Here is a 25,979-nt window from a genome sequence, read left to right as displayed (position 1 = left end):
GTTAATTTACCAGGCCGAGAAGGTAGCTACCATATCCACTTTTCACCAATGGATTGGCTAAATTAACCAGTTCGTTATCTGTTATCCAACCGTTTCTCCAAGCGATTTCTTCTATACAACCAATCTTTAGACCCTGGCGGTCTTCGATAACACGGACATATTCAGAAGCTTGCATCATTGATTCAAACGTTCCGGTGTCAAGCCATGCAGTTCCCCTGTCAAGAACTTGAACAGACAATTTAGAACTCTCAAGATAAACAGCATTTATGGAACTAATTTCAAGTTCACCCCTTGCACTTGGCTGAACCTGTTTTGCGATTTCGACTACGTTCTCGTCATAAAAATATAACCCAGGAACTGCAAAATGACTTTTGGGGTGTTCCGGTTTTTCTTCAATAGAAATAGCTTGCATATTGTCATCAAACTCAACAACCCCATAAGAAGAGGGGTCAGATACTTGATAAGCAAAAACCTTCGCCCCATCTAAATCTTGTAGCTTACTCAGGGATGTCCCCAGACCTGAGCCATGAAATATGTTGTCGCCCAAAATGAGCGCGGCCTTATCTCCATCAAGAAAATTTTCCCCTAGGGTGAATGCTTGGGCAAGACCTTCTGGGGCATCTTGAGTGATGTATTCCAAGCGCATCCCAAGTTGCGATCCATCTCCGAGTAGTTCTTCAAACTGGGATCTGTGGTCGGGTGTTGTGATTAAGAGGACTTCCCTCAAACCAGCCATCATTAGTGTTGACAAGGGGTAATAAATCATTGGCTTGTCATATACAGGCATGAGTTGTTTTGAAATTGCCCTGGTAATCGGCCAAAGTCTACTGCCGGTTCCCCCAGCAAGAATTATTCCGCGCATCATCCAATACTAGCCAATTCATTCCACTTGATAGGGTTTCAAACATGGGAAAAAAACGGGTGCTCATCATCACAGGAGACCCCATAGGGGCCAGTATGGCTGGCCCTGCCATTCGTGCCTGGCATATGGCGTATTCACTCACACAAGCAGGAAATTCAGTTCGACTTCTTTCATGCACAAGTGTTGAAAAAATTGAGGTGCCATTTGGGTTGGAATACGTCGCGTTCGGCGATGATGAAAGCTTCAAGGTACACGAGCAATGGGCAGAAGTAATCATTTTTCAAGGGCACGCTCTTCTCGTTTTCGAAGTGCTTAGAAAAAGTAACAAAATATTAGTTGCAGACATCTACGACCCCATGCACCTAGAACAACTTGAGCAAGCCAAGAATCTGCCAACAGAAAAATGGGTTGAAAGGGTCAAAAGTGAAACAGATGTGCTAAATGACCAGCTGCTTCGCGGAGACTTTTTCATTTGTGCTTCAGAAAGGCAGCGAGATTTCTGGCTTGGCCAGCTAGCTGCGCTCGGTCGACTCAATCCCTACGTTTACAAAAAGGACAACTCTCTCGATTCATTAATTGCTGTAGTCCCTTTTGGTTTATCTGAAGTTGAACCAATTCATACACGGAATGTTATGAAGGGTGTTATTCCCGGTATCGGCATAAACGACCAAGTGATTCTTTGGAGTGGAGGATTGTATGACTGGTTTGATCCACAAACATTAATTAAATCTGTTGCTCAGCTTTCAAAAAAGTACCCGACAGTCAAATTATTTTTTCAAGGAACGAAACATCCCAACCCTCACGTAACGGAAATGGATATCGTCAAAACTTCCAAAGAGCTAGCGGGAAGCTTAGGAGTTTTGGACACTAATGTTTTTTTCAACGACTCGTGGGTTCCGTTTTCTGAAAGATCTAATTTCTTATTGGAAGCAGACATAGGAGTTAGTACTCATCACTTACATGTTGAAACCGCTTTCTCCTTCAGAACTAGAATTCTCGACTACCTCTGGGCCAGATTACCCATGGTTGTTACAAGGGGAGATTTTTTTGCAAATTTAGTTGAACTCAAACAACTCGGAATTACAGTCGAAGACAAAGACACCTCTGACCTGACAATCGCACTTGAAAAAATTCTGTTTGACAAGGAACTACATTCAAAATTTCGGTCAAATATTGAAAAAGTAAGAGCAGAATTTTATTGGAATACAGTTTTTTCACCTCTAGTCGATTTTGTAAATAACGCATGTCACGCCTCAGACAATGAAATTTGGATTAAGGAAGGCAGAAATTTCGAATTCCAGGCAGAACAATTAAAACAACCTGTAGGGTTCAAGTACCTAGTTACAGCAGCCATACACACATATAAAAAAGAGGGACTTACTGGACTCTTCAGCAAGATTTCCAGATTTGTTAACAGAAAAAATTAGTATGCTTTTGCGGTTTTTATTTCTCTGAAATAGCTAGCAACTAGGACGGAAACCAGTAAAGCAAAGCTGAGAGAACCAAGAATCCAAATTGCCATCGGTGTTGGCCCGAAGGTCCACCACCATTCTGCATCTTTGCTCAGATTCCAACCCTTTACGTCTACACCTGTAACGTACCTTCTTATGTTTACCTGGAGTGAGACTGTAAACGCAATCCAGATTAAGGCACCGCCAATAATCCCCTGAGTATGCGAAAACGCTGAGATGTTTTCTGTCGCACCAAAGAATACAACCCCGGCAAACATGATAATTAGAGGAAGTACATACCTCGGTTGGACATTAGAACCAACGAAAGAACTACTCGAAACTAACAATGCCAGAGGATAAGCAATCAGTGCCGAAAATAAAAAGGTCGCAGCTAGGGCTTTTTTCTTGTCAAAGTAGCCCATACCCCAAAACACAAGAGCACTAAAAATAAATAAAGTGCTGACCCACACACTACCTGGCATTTCCGTATCGAGCCATCCAAGCCCCCATGTTCCGAAAATGCCCACAAGCAGGCTTGGAAGTTGAATGAGGTTCGCAGTAATCAAAACAGACAAATCTACATTTTCGTCACCAGAAGCGACACCATTAATTGCAGCATTTGATTGATGTGAAAACCAAATTGACAACAATGAAATACCGATGATTGCAACAAAAATCCAAACAGACTTCCACCAAGATCCTGTCTTAGAGAACGTCAACGTCATTGCGACCACACATGCTAAAACTGCAAAGATCCCGCCGTCTGCTCTGGCGCCTGACGCCATAGCGACTAATAGTAACGAAAGTGTAAGTGCCAAAATACGTCGTTTACCTGAAGCGGAAAAAAAAGTCACCAATAACGGCCAAAGAAGGCATGCAGAGATTAGGACCCAAGAACTTGGATTAATGGAAGCAATTACAAAAACGCCTAGAGGAATGATGGTAGACAACATTCCAACTAAAAGCGGAATTCGAAGGTTTTTGTTGATTACAAAAAATGAAATTGTTGTAAGGAATACAAACAGAAGGCAATTTAACACTCTCATGAGTAACACGGAGACATCAATGTGATCACCAGCAAGTTGAGACATTGCGAAATAAAAAAATGGAGGATAGTCGCCGGTAAAGTTTCCTCTGGTTGTGAACCCGAATTGTGTTTGGTCAATTCCAAAATTTTTCCCCTGGCAAGAAGCGCTTATTTCTGGATGTAGGGCAAAACAATTTGACTGGCTAAATGCTGTAGGCAGATAGCGTTCACCTGGGTCTCTTCCGGGTTGACAGAGGGTTTCATTTGTACCCCCTCCACACCAAATGCTTGCCAAATGATAGTCATCGTCGGGGCCAGCCCCAACAGGTGAGGCAAAACTCCACGCAGTCAAACTTAATGCTGATGCAACGATTGCAAGGGCTAACGAAATAGCGTTCCAACGAGACAAAAACAAAGTCCTCATGCATTGAGTCTATGAGGGCTATAGAGCTGATTATCAGATTAGGGTTGAAGAATGATTTCGGATATGAGTCATATGGCCACAGAACCACTCAAGATTGCAGTTGTTTTCGATTGTCTTTTTCCTGCGCAGACGGGTGGGGCAGAACGTGTATATGGACGAATCTCAGAGCTACTTGTCGAAAAAGGACACTCCGTAGATTACATAACAAGGATCCTTAATGTCCCTAAGGATACGCACCCATTTGCCGTAAAGGGCATTTGGTCAGGCGAACTTTATGACAATGAAGGAACAAGAATTCCAAGAAACGCATTTGCATTTAGCTGGAGAGTGTTTTGGTTTTTTGTCAAAAACCGCAACAAATATGATGTTGTGTTCTTGAGTTCCACACCGGTGTTAAACCTCATCGCAGGGTCAACTGCACTCCTGGGCACAAAAGCTCTAGTAATTGCTGATTGGCTTGAAGTTTGGACGCTCTCTCAGTGGAAAAAATATAGTGGTTTCACAATGGGAGCAATAGCTTTTGGACTACAAACATTTGCCACTCGATTTGGGGACATTATTACAGTCAACAGTAATTTCACAGCTCGAAGGTTAAAGAAATACAGAAAAAGCCAACGGCTCATTAAGTTGGGCTTAGTTGATCTGAATTCGCATGATGACGAAGATTGGGAACCACATACTCCAAATAAGAAATACTTACTTTTTGTCGGAAGACACATCGAAGACAAGCAAATAAAAATTCTTATCAGAGCAATGGATCAACCGGAACTCATTGAAACAAATATTGACCTTTATATTGTCGGTACTGGTCCAGAAACAGAAGGATTAATCACAGAATCGAAAAAGTTGAGCCATCCAGAGCGGGTTCGTTTCCTTGGGAAAGTTTCCGATTCAGAACTCCATAAATTAATGCAGTCAGCTTCTGTAAATGTAAACCCATCAAAGCGCGAAGGCTTTGGGCTAGTGGTTTCTGAAGCGGCGAGATGGGGAACACCATCTGTAGTTATTGACGAGCCCGACAATGCATCTAAAGAATTAATAATTCCTGGAAAAAACGGATATGTGGCTCAGGAAAGTAGAGCGGATTCTTTGGCCTCAGTAATTAGAAAGGCTCTAGATAACGAGGAAGAGTTACGAAATAGTACAAGGTTGTGGTTTATTGACAACAGTAAATCTAGTGGCCTTCATTCCTCAGTAAACCAAATTCTTGATTTGGTAAACATTCTTCGAAAACCGTAATGGTTTTCTCAGCAGTTCGCTCCCAGGTGAATTCACTTGCCCGCTGTATTCCACGTGAAGCCAAAACATCAAGGGTTGAGGTGTCTCTAAGGGTCTGAGTGATTACTTTGGCGAGTTCGGCTGGGCTGTTGGTGTCCACATAAATTGCTGCCTCTCCACCGACTTCACGAAGAACAGGAATGTCTGAACAGATAACTGGGCATCCTCGGCTCATAGCCTCAAGAATTGGTAGACCAAATCCCTCAAAAAGCGTAGGAAAAACATAAATCGTGGAGTCTGCGTAAAGTTCTTCAATTTGCTCTTGTGGAATCCAACTTTTCAATTCGACGTAACTTTCTAACGCTAATTCAGTAACTAGCTTCGCCAAGGGGTCATTATCCGAGCCTCCAGTGATAACGAGAAGGGGACGCTCCGGCTCTGGTATCAGCGCGAGACTTTGAATAAGTTTTTCAAAGTTTTTATGGGGGAGCCTGTTCCCTCCCGACAAAAGTTGAGCTTTAGCCCTGTTTTGGTTAGAGAAATTATCTTTCTTTGGGGTATTTGAGACTCTACCGCCGGCTAATTCAGAAACTTTAATTTTTTTCTTTGTTGGTGATAAGTGTTTCTCAATGCTTAATTTTGAAAACTGAGAAATAGTCAAAATAGATTTGGCATGATTTGCGCTCATGCGAATTAAGGTTCTCAAAAAAACCCCGGTGAGTTGGCCAAACAATTGAGGCTTTTCAAAAGAAAGTAAATCTTGCAAAGTCAAAACTACGGCAGTTCTTCCCCATATTGGACCAATGTTTGCAGGGGAATGAATCAAGTTGGCTTCAATTTTTTTGGCAAAACGATTCACACTTATGATTTCCCCAAATGCCCATCTAAATGGAGACTTATTTTGAATCTTCATTTGAACTATTTCCCCTGGGAACCAGGAAATAAGGTCTAGATTGGTCTCTTGAGAAACAAGAGCAACAAGTCTCCAGTTTGGCCTCTGCTTCGCAATCTCTGGGTACAACTGCCTAACGTATGACTCCATACCTCCTCTAGTTCCAGTGAAAAAAAGGAGATCAACTAAAACCGTTGTCACTTTGTCCGGGCCTTTCTGCCAAAGTATTCAAATAAAAGCCATTGAAAAAGTTCTCCAGCAAACAACGCCACAAATACCAATGCAAGATTGTTAAAAGGTAAAACTGAAATTGCTAGCAAGAAAATAACCAAACTGGAAAAAAGGCGAACCAGAGTGACGAGCTGAGCTTTACCTTCCCTCCTAAATTTAGCGAACGGGATTGTCGTGAGAATTGCAGTTGCTCGCCATAAACATGCAAAAAATATGGCTGAAACTGATGCAGCTTCCGTCCAGCTTTCACCAAAGAACAATTCAAAGAGCCCGCACCAATTTGCGATGAAAATGGCAAATACTGCCAGAAATACTGCGAACGAAGAAATCAGAACTTCAAACTTAGAGTGTTGGCTCAACAACCTCATTCGCAAATACGTCAAAGGAATTCCTATTGCACCTGAAGCTGTTGAAATAGCGGCAAAAGCGACGGCTGCTTCAGGCCCAAGCTGGGAAATAATAACGAAATTTATGACGGGGAAGACTGCTCCTGTCAGTCCTACATCAGCCACCACCCAAACCAAAATTGGTTTTGAACTTTGGATTTTATTGTTTCCTAAACCTGCATTCCGTATGACTGTCGCAAGAAATACCCCAAGCGCTAAAACTCCAAAAGTTTGAGAAATTTCAGAAAATGCCAGCAGCAATGACACCAACGATGTAAGCGCAATCGTCAAAGACGCATAAAGCTCTCTTTTATCTCTTCTTGCGGCGACTGCAGATGCCCTACCTGCTTCCATAGCTGTGAAGAGGAAAGGCAAGCTACACGCAATTAACCAAATACTTGTCGGCCAGATGAAAAGAAGCAAAACGATAGCACCGCAAGCCCAAATCAATAGATTAGGAAGTCGGATGCCTTCCGTCTGACCTGGAGTAGCAAGTTTTGCTTCAATCAATGCAGCTGTTGCGGTTTGACCAACGTAAGTGGCAAACATGATTGCTACAGAAAGAAAACCTTGTTCTTGTATTGTAAATAGTTTAGTTACTCCAATAAGGGAAATTGCAGGAACAATCGCTAAGGAAATTCCGCCGCCCAACGTTGCGAGGGCTAAGAGAGTTTTTTTCAAAACATCACCTTTGAACTTCGTAACCTCATACTTTTCAGGAATGAGATATCGGCAAGTTTAATGTCCTTGATTTTTGGTTTCTCGGGAGCATATCGACCAACTTTCCAACCGAGGATTCTTCCTCGTATTGCAGCGAGGTCTCGGTGAATTATCGTGTCTGCGATACAGACAAGCACCTCTGTAACCAAAGCCCTAGCAGCAAATCTGGTTTTTAGCACACCGTAAGATTTGAGGATATACCCGCGACCAAAACCAGATTTTTCTCTTTGTCCTGGAGACCCTAGCCCTATACTTGCCCCTCCAATGTGGACCCCAGTTGCGCTTATAACAGCTTCACTCTTCCAACCACTTGCAATAAGGCGTAAACCCAGATCTAGCTCTTCGCCATACATAAATATGTTTTCATCAAGTAATCCAACCTGGTCAAGCGCTTTTCTCCTGAAGGCAGCAACAGCTCCGTAAGCAGCTAAAACCGGAGGGAAGTATTCACGTAATTGTTCCACCGTTCTGCCTGAATAACGAACAAAACCTGAAAGTGTCGAATCAACTGTTATTCCAAAACCATCAACAAGACCATTTGGCTTGAGAAGTAACGGGGTAGCGCTGCCGACTTCAGGATTTTCCTCAAAAGTTTTTTGAAGATTTTCAACCATGTATCTATCAGCAACTACATCGCTGTTAACTAAAACAACTAAGTCTGAATCCCCGGAGGCAATTCCCCTGTTGCAAGTTTTTGCGAAACCTAGATTTTTCGAATTCTGGATTAGGCGAATATTAGGAAAACTGGAGACTATATTCTCGGCCGTGTCATCAGGACTGCAATCATCAACAACGATGATACTTACTTCGGTTGATTGAGAATTTAGTGACATCAAACATTGGCGAACAGTCTCCCAATTTCCATAAACGGGGATTACAACGTCAACAGATTTCATCAATTCGCGACTTTGGTTATTCCAAGCTGGGCAAAAACGATACTAGTCGCTCTTGGAAGCAGTATGTTTCGAGATTTCATCCCTAAGATGTTGATTCTCAAGGCACACCGCCCTTGCAAGTTTTGTTATTTTTCGTGATGTTTCAATATTTTTTTTGTAATTTGAGACAGCATTAATCAAAAAAGCGATTATCAGTACGTAAACGAGTAAGTCAGTTCCACGACCAACACCTAGGAAATTAGCAAAACTGGTCAAAACGCCAGGAGCGATTATGACTACAACTCCGCAAATGACTGCAAAAATTATTACAAGACGCCCAATTGCTAGCTGTTTAGCACTCGGTTTGGATCGTACAAGGTAAACAAGTACAAAAATCAGAGCGAGAATTAGAGCAATTTGTACCCACATTGTCATTTCACAATCAGTTCGACGAGTATATTCACTGCGTTAATGATGGGCTGGCCTTTTGATTTTGAATATTCCGTATACAACACTTCCACTGGATACTCTGCCCACGGTAACTGAGTCTTTCCAAGCTGAACGACTATTTCACTTGCATGAGCCATTCGATCTTGCTTCAAATCTAGATTCTCGGCAGCTTGCCGACTTAGGACCCGCAATCCATTGTGCGCATCTGTAAGTTTGATTGGGCTCATGAGATTTGAAACCCAAACTGCTGTCTTAAGTATTATTTTTTTGGCAAATCCGGGTTTCGTTCTGCTGTCTAAAAAACGAGAACCAAATACCATTCCAAGTTTCTTTTCACGGGCAAGAGAAAGCATATTCTGTGCGTCGATGAGCTGATGTTGCCCGTCTGCATCGAAGGTAACAATGTATTCGCATTCTTTGTTTTGCAGAGCGTATTCGATACCGGTCTGAAGTGCTGCCCCCTGACCAAGATTTATTGGATGTTTGATGACGATAGCGCCAGCTTCTTCCGCAATTGTTGCTGAATTGTCCGCACTACCATCATCAATGCAAACTACATACTTGAATTGAGCCCTAAGCTCCTTGACGACTTCACCAATTACGGTTTCTTCGTTATACAAGGGGATAACAATCCAGGAACTGGTATCTACGGCGTTAAGGGTATCCACACAGGTAAGTTTGTCATAGAAGATTAAACCGAAGAGTCAAAACGCGATAAATAATCAGGAGTAAATCATGCCAGAGAGCCCGGTTTTCATAAATGCGGATCACAGCGATGAGTTAAGAGTGCTGGCATTGGTGGATCGAATCATTGGGCTCGAAGCAGAAGTGGCACGGCTAAGTATTGATGCGGGGGTTAAAGATCTTCGCATTATCAAGAACTCTAGGCCCTACAAGGTAGGCAAATTAGTTCTTTCCCCTGCAGCTTGGGTCGTGAAAAAGGTTCGTAGATGAAACCAATTTTCCAAGAAAAAATAACCTTCCTAATAGAAGATACTCTTCCGAAAAATAGCAAAAAAAAGATACACAATTGGGCTGCGGCGCTGTCCAAGACCGTTGGTGGTGTCAACATCGAAGAGCTGAAAATGTTGGGGAATGAAAATAACAGCGAAATTAAAGCTGCTATTTCAAGAAGTGATTGCGACAGAATTGTCTTCATTTTTGAACCCATTACCCCAAGAACTAGATTTACGTCTAAGTTTGTTGACGAACTTTCCCAAAATAAAGATTCAGATGTAATTTATTTTGATTCTCGAGAAGTGCAACGACCAGAGTTCTCACCGGAAAGGCTCCGAGGGCAAAACTACTTGGGCCCTTTTGTCATATTTAAGCGTGAAACTATCAATGAAATTCCTGGTTTAAGTTTCAAGTTCGGGACAACAAGTTTGTGGAGTTTGACTCTAAGTTTATTCCTTCAAAAAAAAGTGATATCTCATGGGAAAACACAAATTTTTCACGAGGCTTTCTTGGAGCCACGGGAAGTTACTCTTCAAGAATCTGAATACATTCGCAACACAATTCATGATTTCCTCGATCAACCAAACGGCGGAGAGTGTGTTGAAGTAATTAGTGCGGAATTATTTCCGTCAAGGCGTTTTGCACAGACAGACACACTTATTTCCATCATTATTCCTACTCGAGGAACAAAAGATCCCCACGACCAAAAACCACTTCTGATTAGAACAATAGAAAGTGTTGAAAGTACAACAAAACACCTAAATATTGAATATGTAGTAGTCGTTGATGAGGGATACGACTCCTCTGTAATCCAGGAGTTGGAGGAAATTACAGGGCCCAGATTAAGTCTTGTTCTGTGGAACGAAGCATTCAATTTTTCTAAGAAAATGAATTTAGGTTTCGTGCATTCTCAAGGTGAATTCATACTTCTACTCAACGATGACATAGAAGTTATTTCAAAAGGTTGGTTAGAGGCGCTCCTATCATTGGCACAATTGCCCAACGCCGGGATGGTTGGGGCCATGTTGTACTACGAGGATGGCACCATCCAACATGCTGGTCATGCCTATTACCATGGATCGCCAACGCACATTGGCCTCAACGCGCCTCGAGGTTCTAAAGGTCCACGAGGTGCTCTATTGGTAGAACGTGAACTTTCAGGAGTTACGGCAGCATGCGCAATGATGCCAAGAGAAGTGTTTAAGCGCGTTGGGGGATTTTCGGCGCTTCTACCCGGAAACTTCAATGACGTGGATTTGTGCTTGAAAGTTGGTTGGGCGGGATACGACGTTTATTGGACCCCGTTTGCTGAACTATTCCATTTCGAAAGCAAAACCAGAGATGCACATGTGCATTATTACGAACTAGATATCATTGCAGAACGATGGGGGCCAAGGCTGGAAGATAACAGATTTTGGTCCAACCATCCCAGTGACGTTACATAGTGTTTACCTCTGTGTGTACAATAAAATGTACTTTAGGGGGAAGGTCGAATGGCGCACAAGGAGCAAGCTTACTTTTGTGAGCAAGTCAGAAATTTACATCCCCGTTACTTCTACAACACATTCGTTGTTGACATTGGATCACTCGACATAAATGGAAGTAATCGAGAGCTCTTCAGTGACTGCCTTTATCTTGGCGTCGATTTATCGATTGGGAAAAATGTTGACTTAATTTGTAAGGGTCACGAATTGGGGCTCCCCGACGAATCTGTGGATGTCATCATCTCAACCGAGGTTTTCGAGCATGACATCCACTATCCCGAAACTATCCAAAACATAATTAGAATGTTGAAGCCAGGAGGGTTATTTCTTTTTACTTGCGCCACAACTGGCAGGCCAGAACATGGAACAAAGGCTACAACAATCCAGGATGCCCCTTTTCTAGAGGATGCCGGTTGGCCAGATTATTACAAGAATCTAACTGAAGCCGATATTGAAAAAGTAGTAAACTTAAAGTCTGTTTTTTCTGAGTATCAATTTTCGGTCAATCATTCAACTCATGACCTATATTTTTGGGGAATAAAACGTGGTCAGCCAAGATTTAGAGACAACTATTCATTCCTCGTTTGGGAATCACGAGTTGAAAGAGATTCTATTAGAACAAAAGTTAGAAATTCCGAACTTGAAAAACAGGTAGAAGACTTAACTACCGCCCTCACGGAATCAACAAATTTGATTGACCATCTTCAAAGTCAACAAAAACCATATGGAAGTGGGCAGTTTAATTTCAATGAAGATGTAATCTGCTCTCCTCTATCTTTTTCGTCTTTACTTTCAGGGAAGGAGGGAGAATGGCATTCTTTCAATCAATTGAAAGTTACACGAACATTGAAAAACAAAATAGTTACAAGATTTGGGTTAATTCATTCGTGGAAACTAAAGAAACACAAAGAATTAATTCAAAATTCTATCTTTTTCGATGCCGAGTGGTACAGATGGGCATACTCGGATATCGAACGCTCTGATGTCGATCCTGCTACTCATTTTCTGGAACATGGGGCTACGGAGGGAAGGAATCCTTCTCCTTACTTCGACACTAAGTTTTATTGCTACCAAAATCCTGATGTCTCATTATCGGGAATCAACCCATTAGTTCACTACATACTCTATGGAATTTTGGAGGGGCGAGTAGCTAGCCCCATTGTCAGAATTGACACCAAAACTCAAGATATACAAGCAAAAGGCCAATCGTTCCAATCGTCGTTACATTTTGATTTAGGAACAATGTCTTTAGTGGCTCCACAGAAAAATTTGACTCAGAAAATATCTGAAACTGTTGAATTGATAAAGATACTGGCGGAAATTGAATATGAATCCTGAAGTATCTGTCATTATTCCTTGTTACAACCAAGGCCACTTTCTTGGTGATTCCCTGAAATCGGCATCTATTTCCTCTAAGCAAGACTTGGAAATAATCATTGTCAACGATGGCTCAACAGACGCTGTTACCTTGAGGAAATTAGACGAGATAGTTTCACTCCAACAGAACAACATCAGAGTAGTGAATCAAACAAATAAAGGCCTCTCTTCTGCAAGAAACACAGGCGTAATTCAATCCAGCGGTTCGTTTATCAAATTTCTAGACGCTGATGACCTCCTGGTTAGCGGAAGCATAGATAAGCAACTCGAATTTTTTCAAGAATTCCCTGCCCTGGATGTTGTAATTGATGATTTCGAATACACAGATATTTTCAGAAGTCACTTTTGGCGTGAAGAACCTTCAACGGTAGCCAACTTCGATTTTAAATGGGAAGATTTTTTTTCATTTTGGGAATCAGGACTAACCATTCCTATTCACGCTGCACTGTTTAGAAAAAACGCGATAGAAAAAATACCATTTCATGAAGGCATTAAGGCCAAAGAGGACTGGGTATTTTGGTGCGATTTAGCAGCAAATAGTCTTTCAATGCATTACACGGGCTTGACCGGTTGTGTTTACCGTGTTCATGGCTCCAATATGACAAAAGACAAAACAAAAATGGCTTTTTATTGGTTAGAGGCTTTCCAGATAATCCTAAAAAATGCGAGGAAAAGGGAGATCGACATTCCTATTGAAGACATCTTGAGGCTGCAGTCACATTTCAATGATTTTTATGCACGACAATTACAAGAAAAGTCTCAGAACTTGAGTCATGAGACATTATCAAAAATTCTAAACATATGGAATTGAATTACAAAATGGCAAGCATTGACGTACTCATTCCAGTCTTCAACAGGCCAAATGAAACTAGGCGAGCTATCCAAAGTGTACTTAGCCAGTCAGTTCTCCCCGATGGCTTAATTATTGTCGACGATGCATCGAGTGATCCAGAAATCAAATCTTTACTTACAGAGTTTTCAGAAAAGTACCCGTTTATTACCCTGATTTTTCACGAGGAAAACACTGGCATTGTTGGAGCACAGAATTCAGGAGTAAGTGCTTCCAAATCTGAATATATTGCCTTCCTAGATTGTGATGATTGGCTGGCGGGAAACGCTATCCAAACTGTGCTCCAATTCCTCAAACAAAACCCCTCAGAATACGTTTTTACAGATCGAATTGAAGTTTCTGAAAAAGATGAGCTCAAAATTGAGAATTTAGTTCAATATGGTGGCCAATTTCACAGAAAAGGTAGAGAAGCTCATAGTGAAATTCTTCTCGATCACATGATTGCATCTCATTTGAAAATAGTCTCCAAAAAAGCTATTGAATCAGTGGGAATGTTCGAGGAAGGCACATCTGGAGTTCAAGATTGGGATCTAGCTCTCAAGGTCTCCGAGGTTTTTGAATTGGCCTATCTTCCTCAGCCTCTTTACTTCCATAGCCTCCATCCAAACCAAGACACAATTTCAAATAAAGTTGCAAATATATATAAAACAAATCAAGTAAGGCGGAATGCACAAACAAGGCGTTTTACATCCGTAGTTCCAGAGCACAACCCCACTGGAAAGCAAATGTGGAGAGGAATATGTGAAACACTTCCCAGTTTTGCGGCAGAACTTTCGCTTAGCTCATGGATGTTTTGTAAAGACTCCCACAATTCCTGGAAACTCTTGCCCCTAAACAGTATTTATTTTGACGAAGGCCCAGAGATTGAAATCGTGGAATTATTCCTCGTAAGTTCTTTTCCGATCTCTCCGCAAGTGCTCAAATCTTTATGGAAAGTCCGACCAAAACGGCCTTTGATAGGGGCATTTGTGACGTCAAGAATGATTGACTACTACCGATGGAACAATAGCTATTTTGATTATCTGGTTTGTTCCAGCACTGAAACCGAAATTGCGTTATTGGGATATTGCTTAGAGGAAGTTATTGTCCACTAGCTATTTTGAGTTGTTGTGCCCTCGAGAGGATTCGAACCTCCGACCTCTGGTACCGGAAACCAACGCTCTATCCCCTGAGCTACGAGGGCCTGTTAACTTCAGGCTACATGAAATCAAAAGGCTGCATGTTTACAGCAAATTTTGAGACTTTCAATATATGGTTGAGAGTTAAGGGAAAGGTTGGAGGTGCATAGCATTGCCCAAAAAACGGTACATGAGAATTATTGCTGCCACCCTGTCCCTGATTACTGCACTTTCATTCTTATCTCCACCTTCAAAAGCAGAAGCAGTAGTCGGATCAGACTTTATTCCTGGATTCATCATGAGCGATTCTGTTTTTTATAACGGATACGCAATGTCTGCTGGAGAAATTCAAAATTTCTTAAATTCGAAAGTTCCGAGGTGCGCATTAGGTGACCCAGGTAAACCCAAAGGTGGCATATTCATCTACTCAAACGGAACTCGAACTCGTTATGCAGATAATTGCCTCAAAGACTACGTAGATTTTGTTCCTGGTACAGCTGCTGATTCGATTTGCAAGGCAATTCCTGCTGGAAGAATGACTGCTGCACAGATGATCCAGTTAGTCGGAAATGCTTGTAATGTCAGCCAAAAAGTCTTGATTGTAATTATTCAAAAAGAACAATCTTTAATTACTGATGCGTTCCCGGATTTGCTTCAATACGAACGTGCTACTGGGTTCAATTGCCCAGACACTGCTCCGTGTAGCACAGCTAGTGCCGGTTTTTTTAAGCAGGTTTATTCAGCGGCTAGGCAAATGCAGGTATACGGCACCGGTGTCTTCAATTGGTACCCCGTCGGAGCATGGTCAAACATTCTCTATCAGGTGGGTGGATCATGCGGCTCTTCGCCCGTGTTCATCAGAAATAGAGCGACCGCTGCTCTGTACTACTACACTCCTTACCAGCCAAACGCTGCAGCACTGAACAACTTATATGGAACAGGTGATGCTTGCTCAGCTTATGGAAACAGAAATTTCTGGAGACTCTTCAATGACTGGTTCGGAAATACACTTGACGCACCACCCCCAGTTCACTGGTTTACTCCCGAAAGAATTGCAGACACCAGGCCCGGGTACTCAACATTAGATGGAAGAGTACAGAATGTTGGACCTGTAGCAGCTGGCTCGACAATTAAGATTCCCGTCTTGGGTAGAGGTGGAGTGCCTTCAGCAGGAGTTGGATCTGTAGTTGTCAATGTAACAGCCGTGAACCCCGGTGGAAATGGTCACTTAACCGTTTATCCAACGGGGGAGACTTTGCCCAACTCTTCAAATGTTAATTTTGTGGCAGGACAGATTGTTCCAAACCTCGTTATCACAAAGGTTGGCTCAGACGGAACAATCTCAATCCTCAATGGAGCACTGAATGGGCAGACTCATTTAATTGTTGACGTAGCTGGTTGGTTGCCACCAACAGGGACAATTACATCGTTTTCGCCTTCACGAATTGTTGATACCAGAACTAGTTATCAAACAGTTGATGGCCAACTACAACAAACTGGGCCACTAGCTGCCGGGGGAGACCTAAGAATTCCCGTTCTTGGGCGGGCAGGAATTCCAGCTTCCGGAGTTGGTTCGGTTGTCCTGAACGTAACTTCTGTTAACTCAACCTCAAATGGTCACCTGACCGCATATCCGACCGGTGAGAACGTTCCAAATGCGTCAAATTTGAATTTTGTCGCAGGTCAAACTGTTCCAAACATGGTTGTGGTAAAAGTTGGAGCGGATGGTTCAGTAACTCTTAGAAATGGTGCCGTATCGGGCGCTACAGACATTGTGGTAGACGTAAGCGCTTGGTTACCAAGCAATGGTGACTATCACCCTGTGTCTCCTGTGAGAATTGCTGATTCTCGACCAAACTACACAACCATTGATGGCCAATACCAAAACACTGGACGGGTTTCTGGAGGTTCAGCGTTTAAGGTAAAAGTCCTCGGACGCGGAGGAATTCCAACTACAGGGGTTACTGCAGTTGCTGTGAATGTAACAGTGGTACGACCAACTTTCGGCGGTAATTTGACTGCTTATCCTGGAGGAGAATTTCCGCCAAACACCTCAAACCTTAACTTTGTACCTGATGTCATAGTCCCAAATATGGTGATTTTACGTGTTGGTTCTGACGGGACAATTGTCATTGATAATAAAGCAATTGGCGGATCAGCGGATGTCGTAGTTGACATAGCAGGTTGGTTTGAAAATTGAGTGGGTCTTAGAACCGCATCAATCAGGCAGTTTTGATTGATTTAAGGTATTTCTTCACTGTTTGCTTTGCAGGTCCAACCGTTTGGAGAACGCCCTTTTCAAGCCATGCCGCCTGGTCGCACATTTCAACAACAGAAGCCATCGAGTGTGTAACAAGCACAACGGTTTTGCCGTCATGCTTCAACTGAGAGAACTTAAGTAAGCACTTTTCCTGAAATTCGGCATCCCCAACCGCCAAAACTTCATCAACAATTAAAATTTCTGGCTGGACACTAATTGCTACAGAAAACCCAAGACGCACATACATACCTGAAGAATAATTTTTTACCGGTTGATCGAGGAATGCTTCGACTCCCGAAAAATCGACGATTTCATCAAACTTTCTATCGATTTCTTTTCGTGACATTCCTAAAATTGAGCCGTTTAGGTAAATGTTCTCTCTCCCTGAAAGTTCATGGTGGAATCCTGAGCCCACTTCTAACAAGGCTGACATTTTACCGGAGTACGTTATCCGGCCTGAGGTAGGTGTGTAGATTCTTGAGAGAATCTTCAACAAAGTTGACTTACCAGACCCATTACTACCTATAAGGCCAAAAGTAGAGCCAGTTGGAATCTCAAAACTAACGTTTTGAAGTGCCCAAAATTCGTCATGTTTAGAAATCCTCCCCCTCATTAATGCAGATTTGATTGTTTGGTTTCTTTCATGAAAAAGTTTGAACTTTTTAGAGACGTTATTGACCTCGATTGCCGCCACTAGAGCACCTCAGCTAATTTGGGTTCGTTTTTCCTGAAAATTAACAGTCCAGCCGCGAAAGAAATCAACGAAGCCAAAAGGATAAAGATGAGGCTGTCGGCTGAAGGCATCCTGTTGTCGTATAACAACTCTCTAAAAACAACGATAAACCGCTCCATAGGGTTCCATTGATACAAATCATAAATGGTTATGTTTGTGCCCAGTAGAGGTCCAACTTTATCTGACTGGGTTTGCACCAGGCTCATTGGGTACATTATGGGATTTAAGAAAAACCAAATTTGGAGAATCAGTACCAAAAAATGCTCTACGTCTCTGAAATATGCATTTGCAATTGACAACATCATTGCGATGCCTGCAGCAAAAATGGCAAGCAGCACCATTGTCAAAATGATTAGTGGGAGCCATATCCATAGTTTTGCCCCAAAAAGCAAAAGCACAATAATCAAGATTCCCATTTCAAAAAGCCAGTTATACCCGGCTGCCAGAATTGAAGAAACCGGAAGAACAGCTCTGAAAAAGTAAACTTTTTGAATCAAACCCGCATTTGCTACTAGCGAAGCTGTTCCTGTGGTGACGGAAGTTGCAAAAAATAGCCAAGGCAAAAGACCGCACAAAAGCCATAGCGGAAATGCTGATAATCCACTTGGATCGCCGGGCGCGGGTTGAATTTTAAAAACAATTGAGAAAACAAAAGTGTAAACGAGCATTAGTGCCAGTGGATTTGCAAATGACCACAATTGACCAAAGACAGTTCGTTTGTATTTTCCTCGTACCTCGCGAAGCGTCAGATTTAGCAGAAGTTCACGTGCATTGACCATGTCGAGGAAGAACATTTTCATAAAAAACTTTTCCTCTTTCAATTAATCCGCAGCCGAAATTGCATGACTCTATCGGCAACTTCTCTAAGACTCTACTCCACTACGAATCAAAAGCTTAAGTCCCTGGAATCCGACAAAAATCCAAACATTAATCTCAAATGCCTATTTTTCATTCCTAGCTCTGAAAGTATAGAAACCTACAACTATAAGGACACACAATTATGCCAACCGCACTTATTACCGGAATAACTGGTCAGGATGGCCTTTACCTTGCAGAGCTTCTTCTCTCCAAAAAGTATGAGGTTTACGGTCTAATCCGGGGTCAGAACAATCCCAAACTTGATTTAGTAAGGAATACCCTTCCTGAAGTTAAGTTAATTACTGGCGATCTCACAGACGTGGCATCTTTGGTTAGAGTCCTAGAAATCTCAAATCCTGATGAAATTTATAACTTAGGTGCTATTTCTTTTGTTGCTTACTCCTGGGAAAATGCAAGCCTTACCTCTGACGTTACTGGCAAAGGTGTTCTAAACATTCTTGAGGCGACACGCTTATTCGCCGGTGATGACATTGAAAAAGTGCGTTTCTACCAAGCTTCGAGCTCAGAAATGTTTGGCAAAGTTCAAGCAGTTCCTCAAACAGAGTCCACTCTTCTGTGGCCACGCTCGCCCTATGGTGTAGCAAAAACTTTTGGACACTACATGACCATCAACTACAGGGAATCTTACGGCATGCATGCGTCAAGTGGGATTCTGTTCAATCATGAATCTCCAAGAAGGGGACCTGAATTCGTAACCCGTAAAATTTCTCAATCCGTGGCTAGAATTCATCTCGGTCTTCAATCAGAAATTATCCTTGGCAACCTAGATGCAAAGCGAGATTGGGGCTTCGCGGGTGACTACGTCGACGCTATGTGGAGAATGCTTCAACAGCCACAAGGAGATGACTACGTAGTTTCAACTGGAGAGGCTCATTCGATCAAAGAATTCCTCAACGAAGCATTTGCTGTGGTGGGCATATCGGACTGGAGTAAATACGTCAAACAGGATTCCAAATTCATGCGCCCCGCTGAAGTGGATCTTCTGATTGGTAACGCTACAAAAGCCAAAGAGGTTCTAGGCTGGGAGCCTAAGGTGTCCTTCTCCGAGCTTGTACAAATGATGGTTGAGAGCGATGTGGCTCAGCAACAAGATTTGAAAACTTGAGTGCTCATGCACAAAGCACTTATTACTGGAATTACCGGACAAACAGGAAGCTACCTAGCTCAGGAGTTCTCAGAAATCGGCTGGGAAGTACACGGATTGTCAACCGGAGCGTTACCTCACGGAAAAATGCCTGGTGTCTATCTCCATGAACTTGACTTGCTGGATAGGGCAGCAACACAAAAAAAAATACACGAGATACTTCCAGATGTTGTTATCAACCTTGCTGCGGTGAGTTCTGTTTCAACTTCTTGGGAAAATCCACTACTCACCTTCGATACAAACGTGATGCCTGTGGTGAATATCCTCGACACAATTTCCAAAATAGAAATTGAACGTTTTCACAAAATTTCATTTATTCAGGCTTCAAGTTCTGAAATTTTTGGATTATCCACTTGTGTTCCGATTGTAGAACAATCCAAACTTAGCCCCTCGAACCCATACGGTGCCTCTAAAGCTGCAGCACATGTCATCACGAATTCATACAAGGCAAGTGGAATAAACGCGTCAAACGCTATTTTGTTCAATCACGAATCGCCCAGACGACCTGAAACCTTCGTAACAAGAAAAATCACTAAGGGCGTAGCAAGAATTTCAAAAGGCCTTCAAGACAAAATAATGCTCGGAGACATAACTGTTTCTCGTGACTGGGGTTGGGCGCCCGATTACGCACACGCACTTCGGCTTATGGCTGAGAGCCCCAATCCAAGAGATTATGTAATTGCAACTGGCGAAGCACACACAATTGAAGAATTTGTTCAAATTGCATTCGGGTGCATCGGAATTTCTGATTGGAATAAATATGTAGAAATTGATCCCACATTAATCAGAAAAACTGAAAGCAAAATTGTTGTTGGTAATGCAGAGTTAATTCGTAATGATCTTGGCTGGAAACCAAGAGTTTTATTCCCAGAAATGATAAAGCGGATGGTCCTTGCTGATTTAGAACAAATAAATCAGGAATGAAAATCTGCCTGCAAATTTCGCGTTAAGATTTACTAGCGGATCAATCCTGTGAAGATTGACAAAATACATCAATGGAGAGTGGGCGACTTTAGCTGTGTCGAACCAGACTGAAAATGGCGGTGCAGCCGATGAATTCGGCGCTAATGAATGGATGGTCGAGGAGCTCTACGAGCGCTTCGTCGTAGACAAAAATTCAGTTGACCCGACATGGTGGCCGACCCTTGAGAAATACGCGGCTAAGTCTGGTTTCACCTCCCTCGCTACTCCAGCACCAACGCAAACTCAAGCACCTGCACCCGCCCCAACAACAGGCACTGAGACTCAACCAGTAGCGACCACAACCTCACGCCCGGCACAATCCGCCCCTATTCCTGCAGACGCGCCTGTTATTGCACAAGACTTCTCCGCCGCAGAATCTGAGGAAGAGGACGTTGTCACAATCCTCAAGGGCATGCCAAAGACTTTGGCAGCGAACATGGACCAGTCTTTGACTGTTCCCACAGCAACAAGCGTCCGTGCAATACCCGCCAAGCTTCTTATTGATAACCGCATTGTTATCAACAACCATCTCAAGCGCACCCGCGGTGGTAAGGTTTCTTTCACCCACATCATTGGCTGGGCTTTGGTTCAAGCTCTCAAGTCCTTCCCCAGCCAGAACGTCTACTACGACGAGGTAGATGGCAAGCCAGCGCTGGTTTCCCCTGCTCACGTAACCCTTGGCCTTGCTGTTGACGTTCCCAAGCCTGACGGCACACGTGCACTCATGGTTCCTGGCATCAAGCGTGCAGACACGATGACTTTCGGTGAATTTCTTGCTGCTTATGAAGATCTCGTTGTCAAAGCTCGCACCAACAAGCTGGCTGCAGATGACTTCAAGGGAATCACTGTATCCCTGACTAACCCAGGCGGAATTGGAACTGTTCACTCTGTTCCTCGCCTCATGAAGGGACAAGGCTGCATCATTGGTGCAGGTGCTCTGGATTACCCCGCTGAGTTCCAAGGCGCGAGTGAAGAAACACTCATTGACCTTGCTGTAAGCAAGGTATTGACCCTGACCAGCACCTACGACCACAGGGTCATCCAAGGTGCTGGTTCCGGTGAATTCTTGAAGATTGTGCACGAGTTGCTTATCGGTCAACGGAATTTCTACGAAGACATCTTTGCTGCTCTGCGTATTCCTTATGTACCCATTCACTGGAGCACAGATGTCAGCGTGAACCTCGGTTCTGCAATCGACAAGACTGCACGCGTTCAAGAGCTGATTAACGCATACCGTGTCCGTGGCCACCTCATGGCAGACATTGATCCGCTCGAGTACAAGCAGCGCACTCACCCCGATCTTGAAATTGAAACTCACGGGCTCACTTTCTGGGATCTTGACCGTGAATTTGTCACCGGCGGGATTGGTGGAACACGTACCGCTCCCCTGCGCAAGATTCTCGGAATCCTTCGCGACTCCTACTGCCGCACAGTAGGTCTGGAATACATGCACATCCAGGACCCAGAACAGCGCAAGTGGATTCAGGAAAAGGTAGAGCGCCCCTACGAAAAGCCAGGCCACGATGAGCAAATGCGTATTCTTGGCAAGCTCAACGAGGCAGAAGCCTTTGAAACCTTCCTTCAGACCAAATACGTAGGACAGAAGCGTTTCAGCCTAGAAGGTGGCGAGTCTGTTATTCCTCTTTTGGATGAAATCCTCCAGGATGCTGCAACTGCAGAACTCGATGGTGTTGGTATCGGTATGGCCCACCGTGGTCGCCTCAACGTTCTCACCAACATTGCTGGAAAGACCTATGGCCAGATCTTCCGTGAGTTCGAGGGAACTCAAGACCCCAAGAGTGTTCAAGGCTCTGGAGATGTGAAGTACCACCTTGGTACAGAAGGAATCTTCACCTCTGCCGAAGGTAAGACCATCCCCGTCTCCCTCGCAGCCAACCCATCTCACTTGGAGACTGTCAACACCGTTCTCCAGGGCATCGTCCGTGCAAAGCAGGACCTCAAGCCCATCGGAACATTCACCACCTTGCCTATCCTTATTCACGGTGACGCCGCTATGGCCGGTCAAGGCGTGGTTCTTGAGGGCCTCCAAATGTCCCAGCTGCGCGGATACCGGATCGGTGGAACAGTTCACATTGTGATCAATAACCAGGTTGGTTTCACCACACTTCCTGAAGCATCTCGTACTTCTGTCTATGCAACAGACGTTGCGAAGACAATCCAGGCTCCCATTTGGCACGTCAATGGCGATGACCCTGAAGCAGTTGCTCGTGTAGGCCGCTTGGCATTCGAATTCCGCCAGCGATTCAACAAAGACGTCGTTATCGACCTCGTCTGCTACCGCCGCCGCGGTCACAACGAAGGTGACGATCCTTCGATGACTCAGCCACTGATGTACAACCTCATCGAGGCTAAGCGCTCGGTTCGTCGTCTATACACCGAGGCTTTGGTTGGTCGTGGTGACATCACTCAAGAAGAGTTCGACAAAGCACAAGCTGACTTCCAGGCACAGCTGGAAACCGCATTTGCTGAAACTCACGCTGCTCAGACCGGAACCCACACAACCGTGGGGGCAAACGACACCGTCACTGGTGGAGCTTTGCTCAGCAACGAAGTGCTCACCCCAGCAACAACAGGTGTCGACATTTCCGTCATTCACCGTATCGGTGATGCATTCAACAATGTCCCTGAAGGATTCACTGTCCACAGCAAGCTTCAGCAGTTGCTCGCTAAGCGCCTTGAGATGAGCCGTAACGGCGACATCGACTGGGGCTTTGGAGAGCTTCTTGCTTTCGGTTCGATCTTGCTTGAAGGTAAGCCAGTTCGATTGACCGGCCAGGATGTTCGCCGTGGAACCTTCGTTCAACGTCACGCAGTATTCCATGACCGTGAAAATGGACAGGAATGGCTGCCCCTTCTGAACCTCAGCGAAAACCAGGGACGCTTCTGGATTTATGACTCACTTTTGAGCGAATACGCCGTTCTCGGATATGAGTATGGTTACTCCGTTCAGCGTGAAGATGCACTGGTTCTGTGGGAGGCACAGTTTGGTGACTTCGCAGACGGTGCGCAAACCGTCATCGACGAATACATCTCCTCGTCAGAACAGAAGTGGGGACAGCGTTCCTCAGTTGTAATGCTTCTTCCTCACGGTTATGAAGGGCAGGGACCTGACCACTCATCTGCACGCATTGAGCGCTTCCTGCAACTCTGTGCTGAAGACAACATGATTGTTGCACGCCCATCGACACCTGCTTCCTACTTCCATCTGCTTCGTCGCCAGGCATACTCACAACCTCGCAAGCCGCTGATTGTGTTCACGCCCAAGGCAATGCTCCGCTTACGTGGTGCATCAAGCAACGTTGAAGACTTCACAACAGGAGTCTTCGAACCTGTCATTGACGACCCCCGCCAGCTTGACCGCAATGCAGTCAAACGCGTGATCCTGACTGCAGGCAAGCCATACCACGACCTTGTTGCTGAGCTGGAGAAAGCACCAAACCCAGAAATTGCAGTGGTTCGCCTCGAGCAGTTCTATCCTGCACCGATGCAGCAGCTCAACGCAGTTCTTGCCACCTACCCCAACGCTGAGTTGGTGTGGTTCCAGGATGAGCCTGCAAACCAGGGTGCTTGGCCGTTCATGTTGATGGAAGTATCTCCACAGCTTGAAGGTCGCGTTCTACGAAACGTTTCACGCCACGCCTCGGCATCACCCGCAGTAGGTTCTGCAAAGCGTCATGCGGTAGAAGCTGCTGAAATTCTCAGTAGAGTTCTTTCGCTGCAATTGTAATCATCCGAAACCATATTTGGTTTCTCAAAAAAAGAAAAAGTTGAAAACTAACAGTATTGGATTCTTGAGGCTTCTGCTGGCTTTCACAGTTCTTGTTTCTCACACTTGGCCTTTGGGCGGATTTGGAACTGACCCTGGTAGAGATTTCAATAATTTAGGAATTCTAGCGGTCGAATGTTTCTTCGCTATATCTGGGTATCTGATTACAAAAAGCGCTCTTAATGTTGATAGTGCAAGATTCATTTGGCACCGTATTATCAGAATATTCCCTGCATATTGGTTTTCTTTGCTTGTCGTTACAGGTGTGTTTGCCCCGGTTGTGTGGAGGACAACACAAGGGCTCTCTAGTTATTTAACTTCAGCAAATCCTCCTGCTCTTGGATTTATCCTCAACAATTTCTTCTTGGTTCAGGGGCAAATCGGTATCGGTGGAACCTTATCTGACAATCCCTTCCCGAGTATGTGGAATGGGCCGCTTTACACTCTCTACTGGGAATTCCTCTGCTATGTCGGAATCGCGTTACTTGCAGCCACGAGATTGTTGAATCTGAAAATTCTTGGTTTGATTACAGGTATTTCCTGGATTTATCTACAGATTGTTAACATTCCCGCATTGGTGGGACAGGTTGATGACCGGTCAGCAAAATTTATCCTCATGTTTGCTGTGGGATCGTTGGTTTTTTTCCTAAGAAGTTACTTACTTGACTTGAAAAAATGGTGGATCCCAACGTCCGCCCTCATAGCCTCAGCGGTGACATATTTTTTCTTTGGGTTTGAACAATTAGGAATCCTTACCCTTGGATTATTTGTTCTTTGGGTGGGACTTAATGTCCGATTTCTTCCCAATTTTGGCGGAAACGATTACTCATACGGGGTATATCTATTTGGCTGGCCGGTTCAACAAACAGCAACATTCTTTGGTGTAACAGCCCTCGGAATTCTTCCATATTTTGCTATCTGTGCTACGACAACTTACCTTCTTGCTTTCTTGAGTTGGCATTTGTTGGAAAAAAAGATTCTCAAACTCAAGTCAGCTGACCTCTGCAGATTCCAAAACAAATAATTCAATCAGTGAATTATTTCTGTCTACCGCAATTACTGATGAATCTGCATGTTTCGAAACTTTTTCAAAACTTCTTTTTTTAGTTCCTCGGGAGCTGTTTCTTTACATGCACGTTTAACTGCTTCAGTAAGGACAACACCAACACGGTGTTCATCAGCACAATCAGGGCAGTTTTCCATGTGCTCACGGATATCTGCTGCCTCTTCACTGCAAAGTTCATTGTGGAGGTATTCTTCAAGGTCCTTTTTGGCCTTCTCGCAACCGCAATCACCCATTATTTGTCCTTTCCAAAACCTTGTTCTCGCGCATAGTCAGCTAATTGCTCCCTGAGGAGCTTTCTTCCTCGGTGAAGTCTGCTCATCACAGTTCCAGTTGGTGACTCCATGATGTCTGCAACTTCTTGATAGGAATATCCTTCAACATCCACCAAATACACCGCAGCTCTGAAGTCCTCGGGGAGTGCCTGCAGGGCATCTTTGATGGCACTTGCAGGCAAGTGATCAATTGCTTCTGCTTCAGCAGAACGGCTTGATGTGGCCGTTCTGCTTTCTGCATCCCCAAGTTGCCAATCTTCTAATTCTTCGAGCGGGGAATAGTAAGGCTGATTCTGTTGCTTGCGGTATTGGTTGATGTAGGTATTTTCAAGAATGCGATGCAACCATGCTTTGATATTTGTTCCCTGCTGGAACTGATCAAAAGCGGCAAATGCCTTGAGATAGGTTTCTTGCACTAAGTCATTGGCGTCTGCTGAATTGCCAGTCTTGCGCATGGCATGCGCATAAAGCTTATCAATGTGCTCCATTGCCTGCTCTTCAAAGAGTTGGCTACGGGCAGAGGCTGCAGAAGTCATTACTGACAAGCCTACGC

General features: G+C 44.0%; 22 protein-coding genes and 1 tRNA gene. 11 read left to right on the top strand and 12 right to left on the bottom strand.

The window, feature by feature from the left end; genetic code table 11:
- Position 1: 1 nt before the first annotated feature.
- On the bottom strand, positions 2 to 862 hold the full coding sequence (rfbA, locus tag AUMI_RS00980) for a glucose-1-phosphate thymidylyltransferase RfbA (RefSeq protein ID WP_096383363.1): 861 nt from the start codon (positions 860 to 862) through the stop codon (positions 2 to 4).
- A 44-nt stretch (positions 863 to 906) separates the two neighbouring features.
- Here rfbA and AUMI_RS00975 point away from each other — a divergent pair, with 44 nt between their 5' ends.
- Entirely contained in the window at positions 907 to 2,289 is a 1,383-nt protein-coding gene (locus tag AUMI_RS00975; RefSeq protein WP_148664034.1) for a glycosyltransferase family 4 protein, read from the top strand.
- On the opposite strand, the gene AUMI_RS00970 is transcribed toward AUMI_RS00975, so the two are convergent.
- On the bottom strand, positions 2,286 to 3,764 hold the full coding sequence (locus AUMI_RS00970) for a DUF2142 domain-containing protein (protein WP_096380318.1): 1,479 nt from the start codon (positions 3,762 to 3,764) through the stop codon (positions 2,286 to 2,288). The genes AUMI_RS00975 and AUMI_RS00970 overlap by 4 nt on opposite strands.
- A gap of 72 nt (positions 3,765 to 3,836) precedes the next feature.
- On the opposite strand from AUMI_RS00970, the gene AUMI_RS00965 reads away from it, so the two are divergent.
- On the top strand, positions 3,837 to 5,003 hold the full coding sequence (locus tag AUMI_RS00965; protein WP_172418223.1) for a glycosyltransferase family 4 protein: 1,167 nt from the start codon (positions 3,837 to 3,839) through the stop codon (positions 5,001 to 5,003).
- Here the strand turns inward: AUMI_RS00965 and AUMI_RS00960 are convergent.
- Genes AUMI_RS00960 through AUMI_RS00940 form a run of 5 tightly spaced genes read right to left on the bottom strand, consistent with a single transcriptional unit; the run spans position 4,939 to position 9,204 of the window.
- Entirely contained in the window at positions 4,939 to 6,024 is a 1,086-nt protein-coding gene (locus tag AUMI_RS00960; RefSeq protein WP_096380314.1) for a glycosyltransferase family 4 protein, read from the bottom strand. The two genes, AUMI_RS00965 and AUMI_RS00960, sit on opposite strands and share 65 nt — an antisense overlap.
- Before the next feature lie 47 nt (positions 6,025 to 6,071).
- Entirely contained in the window at positions 6,072 to 7,172 is a 1,101-nt protein-coding gene (locus tag AUMI_RS00955) for a hypothetical protein (RefSeq protein WP_096380311.1), read from the bottom strand.
- Complete coding sequence (locus AUMI_RS00950; RefSeq protein WP_096380310.1) at positions 7,169 to 8,107, bottom strand: glycosyltransferase family 2 protein; 939 nt, start codon at positions 8,105 to 8,107, stop codon at positions 7,169 to 7,171. Before AUMI_RS00950 ends, AUMI_RS00955 begins: the two co-directional genes overlap by 4 nt.
- A 42-nt stretch (positions 8,108 to 8,149) precedes the next feature.
- Positions 8,150 to 8,515 carry a DUF2304 domain-containing protein gene (locus AUMI_RS08275; protein WP_096380308.1) on the bottom strand — a complete coding sequence of 122 codons (366 nt, stop codon included), beginning with the start codon at positions 8,513 to 8,515 and terminating at the stop codon, positions 8,150 to 8,152.
- Positions 8,516 to 8,517: 2 nt separating this feature from the next.
- Entirely contained in the window at positions 8,518 to 9,204 is a 687-nt protein-coding gene (locus AUMI_RS00940) for a glycosyltransferase family 2 protein (RefSeq protein WP_096380306.1), read from the bottom strand.
- A 282-nt stretch (positions 9,205 to 9,486) separates the two neighbouring features.
- Here AUMI_RS00940 and AUMI_RS00930 point away from each other — a divergent pair, with 282 nt between their 5' ends.
- From AUMI_RS00930 to AUMI_RS00915, 4 genes are read left to right on the top strand one after another with little or no spacing between them, the layout of a single operon-like run.
- On the top strand, positions 9,487 to 10,938 hold the full coding sequence (locus AUMI_RS00930; protein ID WP_096380302.1) for a glycosyltransferase family 2 protein: 1,452 nt from the start codon (positions 9,487 to 9,489) through the stop codon (positions 10,936 to 10,938).
- 48 nt (positions 10,939 to 10,986) lie between these two features.
- Positions 10,987 to 12,315, top strand: a complete 1,329-nt coding sequence (locus AUMI_RS00925) for a class I SAM-dependent methyltransferase (RefSeq protein ID WP_096380300.1) — start codon at positions 10,987 to 10,989, stop codon at positions 12,313 to 12,315.
- On the top strand, positions 12,305 to 13,165 hold the full coding sequence (locus tag AUMI_RS00920) for a glycosyltransferase family 2 protein (protein WP_096380298.1): 861 nt from the start codon (positions 12,305 to 12,307) through the stop codon (positions 13,163 to 13,165). The genes AUMI_RS00925 and AUMI_RS00920 overlap by 11 nt, the downstream gene beginning before the upstream one ends.
- A gap of 8 nt (positions 13,166 to 13,173) precedes the next feature.
- On the top strand, positions 13,174 to 14,298 hold the full coding sequence (locus AUMI_RS00915) for a glycosyltransferase (RefSeq protein WP_172418222.1): 1,125 nt from the start codon (positions 13,174 to 13,176) through the stop codon (positions 14,296 to 14,298).
- 16 nt (positions 14,299 to 14,314) lie between these two features.
- Here AUMI_RS00915 and AUMI_RS00910 read toward each other — a convergent pair.
- A tRNA-Arg gene (locus AUMI_RS00910) sits at positions 14,315 to 14,387 on the bottom strand.
- 125 nt (positions 14,388 to 14,512) lie between these two features.
- Here AUMI_RS00910 and AUMI_RS00905 point away from each other — a divergent pair.
- Positions 14,513 to 16,522, top strand: a complete 2,010-nt coding sequence (locus AUMI_RS00905; protein WP_096380294.1) for a hypothetical protein — start codon at positions 14,513 to 14,515, stop codon at positions 16,520 to 16,522.
- A 22-nt stretch (positions 16,523 to 16,544) separates the two neighbouring features.
- On the opposite strand, the gene AUMI_RS00900 is transcribed toward AUMI_RS00905, so the two are convergent.
- On the bottom strand, positions 16,545 to 17,276 hold the full coding sequence (locus AUMI_RS00900) for an ABC transporter ATP-binding protein (protein WP_231951773.1): 732 nt from the start codon (positions 17,274 to 17,276) through the stop codon (positions 16,545 to 16,547).
- The gene (locus AUMI_RS00895; protein WP_231951771.1) at positions 17,276 to 18,115 is read right to left on the bottom strand and encodes an ABC transporter permease; all 840 of its coding nucleotides are present in this window, start codon (positions 18,113 to 18,115) and stop codon (positions 17,276 to 17,278) included. Before AUMI_RS00895 ends, AUMI_RS00900 begins: the two co-directional genes overlap by 1 nt.
- Positions 18,116 to 18,315: 200 nt before the next feature.
- Here AUMI_RS00895 and AUMI_RS00890 point away from each other — a divergent pair, with 200 nt between their 5' ends.
- From AUMI_RS00890 to AUMI_RS00875, 4 genes are all read left to right on the top strand, one after another.
- Entirely contained in the window at positions 18,316 to 19,299 is a 984-nt protein-coding gene (locus AUMI_RS00890; RefSeq protein WP_096380292.1) for a GDP-mannose 4,6-dehydratase, read from the top strand.
- 6 nt (positions 19,300 to 19,305) lie between these two features.
- Positions 19,306 to 20,262 (top strand): GDP-mannose 4,6-dehydratase, encoded by a 957-nt coding sequence (locus AUMI_RS00885; RefSeq protein WP_148664033.1) that lies wholly within the window; start codon positions 19,306 to 19,308, stop codon positions 20,260 to 20,262.
- 94 nt (positions 20,263 to 20,356) lie between these two features.
- Positions 20,357 to 24,049, top strand: coding sequence for a multifunctional oxoglutarate decarboxylase/oxoglutarate dehydrogenase thiamine pyrophosphate-binding subunit/dihydrolipoyllysine-residue succinyltransferase subunit (locus tag AUMI_RS00880; protein WP_096380288.1), 3,693 nt, complete (start codon positions 20,357 to 20,359; stop codon positions 24,047 to 24,049).
- Between the two features lie 112 nt (positions 24,050 to 24,161).
- Positions 24,162 to 25,112 carry an acyltransferase family protein gene (locus tag AUMI_RS00875; RefSeq protein WP_231951769.1) on the top strand — a complete coding sequence of 317 codons (951 nt, stop codon included), beginning with the start codon at positions 24,162 to 24,164 and terminating at the stop codon, positions 25,110 to 25,112.
- Positions 25,113 to 25,144: 32 nt separating this feature from the next.
- Here the strand turns inward: AUMI_RS00875 and AUMI_RS00870 are convergent, their stop codons facing one another.
- Positions 25,145 to 25,387, bottom strand: a complete 243-nt coding sequence (locus AUMI_RS00870; RefSeq protein WP_096380284.1) for a zf-HC2 domain-containing protein — start codon at positions 25,385 to 25,387, stop codon at positions 25,145 to 25,147.
- Entirely contained in the window at positions 25,387 to 25,962 is a 576-nt protein-coding gene (locus AUMI_RS00865) for a sigma-70 family RNA polymerase sigma factor (RefSeq protein WP_231951845.1), read from the bottom strand. Before AUMI_RS00865 ends, AUMI_RS00870 begins: the two co-directional genes overlap by 1 nt.
- Between the last annotated feature and the right edge of the window lie 17 nt (positions 25,963 to 25,979).

The sequence above is a fragment of the Aurantimicrobium minutum genome (genome assembly GCF_002355535.1).
Lineage (GTDB): Bacteria > Actinomycetota > Actinomycetes > Actinomycetales > Microbacteriaceae > Aurantimicrobium > Aurantimicrobium minutum.
The sequence above is the reverse complement of the archived record's forward strand: the minus strand, read 5'-3'. Positions and strand labels throughout refer to the sequence as shown.

Coding starts and splice junctions, on each gene's coding strand:
- rfbA (WP_096383363.1), bottom strand. CDS start 862: ATGCGCGGAATAATTCTTGCTGGGGGAACCGGCAGTAGACTTTGGCCG.
- AUMI_RS00975 (WP_148664034.1), top strand. CDS start 907: ATGGGAAAAAAACGGGTGCTCATCATCACAGGAGACCCCATAGGGGCC.
- AUMI_RS00970 (WP_096380318.1), bottom strand. CDS start 3,764: ATGAGGACTTTGTTTTTGTCTCGTTGGAACGCTATTTCGTTAGCCCTT.
- AUMI_RS00965 (WP_172418223.1), top strand. CDS start 3,837: ATGGCCACAGAACCACTCAAGATTGCAGTTGTTTTCGATTGTCTTTTT.
- AUMI_RS00960 (WP_096380314.1), bottom strand. CDS start 6,024: ATGGAGTCATACGTTAGGCAGTTGTACCCAGAGATTGCGAAGCAGAGG.
- AUMI_RS00950 (WP_096380310.1), bottom strand. CDS start 8,107: ATGAAATCTGTTGACGTTGTAATCCCCGTTTATGGAAATTGGGAGACT.
- AUMI_RS08275 (WP_096380308.1), bottom strand. CDS start 8,515: ATGTGGGTACAAATTGCTCTAATTCTCGCTCTGATTTTTGTACTTGTT.
- AUMI_RS00930 (WP_096380302.1), top strand. CDS start 9,487: ATGAAACCAATTTTCCAAGAAAAAATAACCTTCCTAATAGAAGATACT.
- AUMI_RS00925 (WP_096380300.1), top strand. CDS start 10,987: ATGGCGCACAAGGAGCAAGCTTACTTTTGTGAGCAAGTCAGAAATTTA.
- AUMI_RS00920 (WP_096380298.1), top strand. CDS start 12,305: ATGAATCCTGAAGTATCTGTCATTATTCCTTGTTACAACCAAGGCCAC.
- AUMI_RS00915 (WP_172418222.1), top strand. CDS start 13,174: ATGGCAAGCATTGACGTACTCATTCCAGTCTTCAACAGGCCAAATGAA.
- AUMI_RS00905 (WP_096380294.1), top strand. CDS start 14,513: ATGAGAATTATTGCTGCCACCCTGTCCCTGATTACTGCACTTTCATTC.
- AUMI_RS00895 (WP_231951771.1), bottom strand. CDS start 18,115: ATGAAAATGTTCTTCCTCGACATGGTCAATGCACGTGAACTTCTGCTA.
- AUMI_RS00890 (WP_096380292.1), top strand. CDS start 18,316: ATGCCAACCGCACTTATTACCGGAATAACTGGTCAGGATGGCCTTTAC.
- AUMI_RS00885 (WP_148664033.1), top strand. CDS start 19,306: ATGCACAAAGCACTTATTACTGGAATTACCGGACAAACAGGAAGCTAC.
- AUMI_RS00870 (WP_096380284.1), bottom strand. CDS start 25,387: ATGGGTGATTGCGGTTGCGAGAAGGCCAAAAAGGACCTTGAAGAATAC.
- AUMI_RS00865 (WP_231951845.1), bottom strand. CDS start 25,962: ATGACTTCTGCAGCCTCTGCCCGTAGCCAACTCTTTGAAGAGCAGGCA.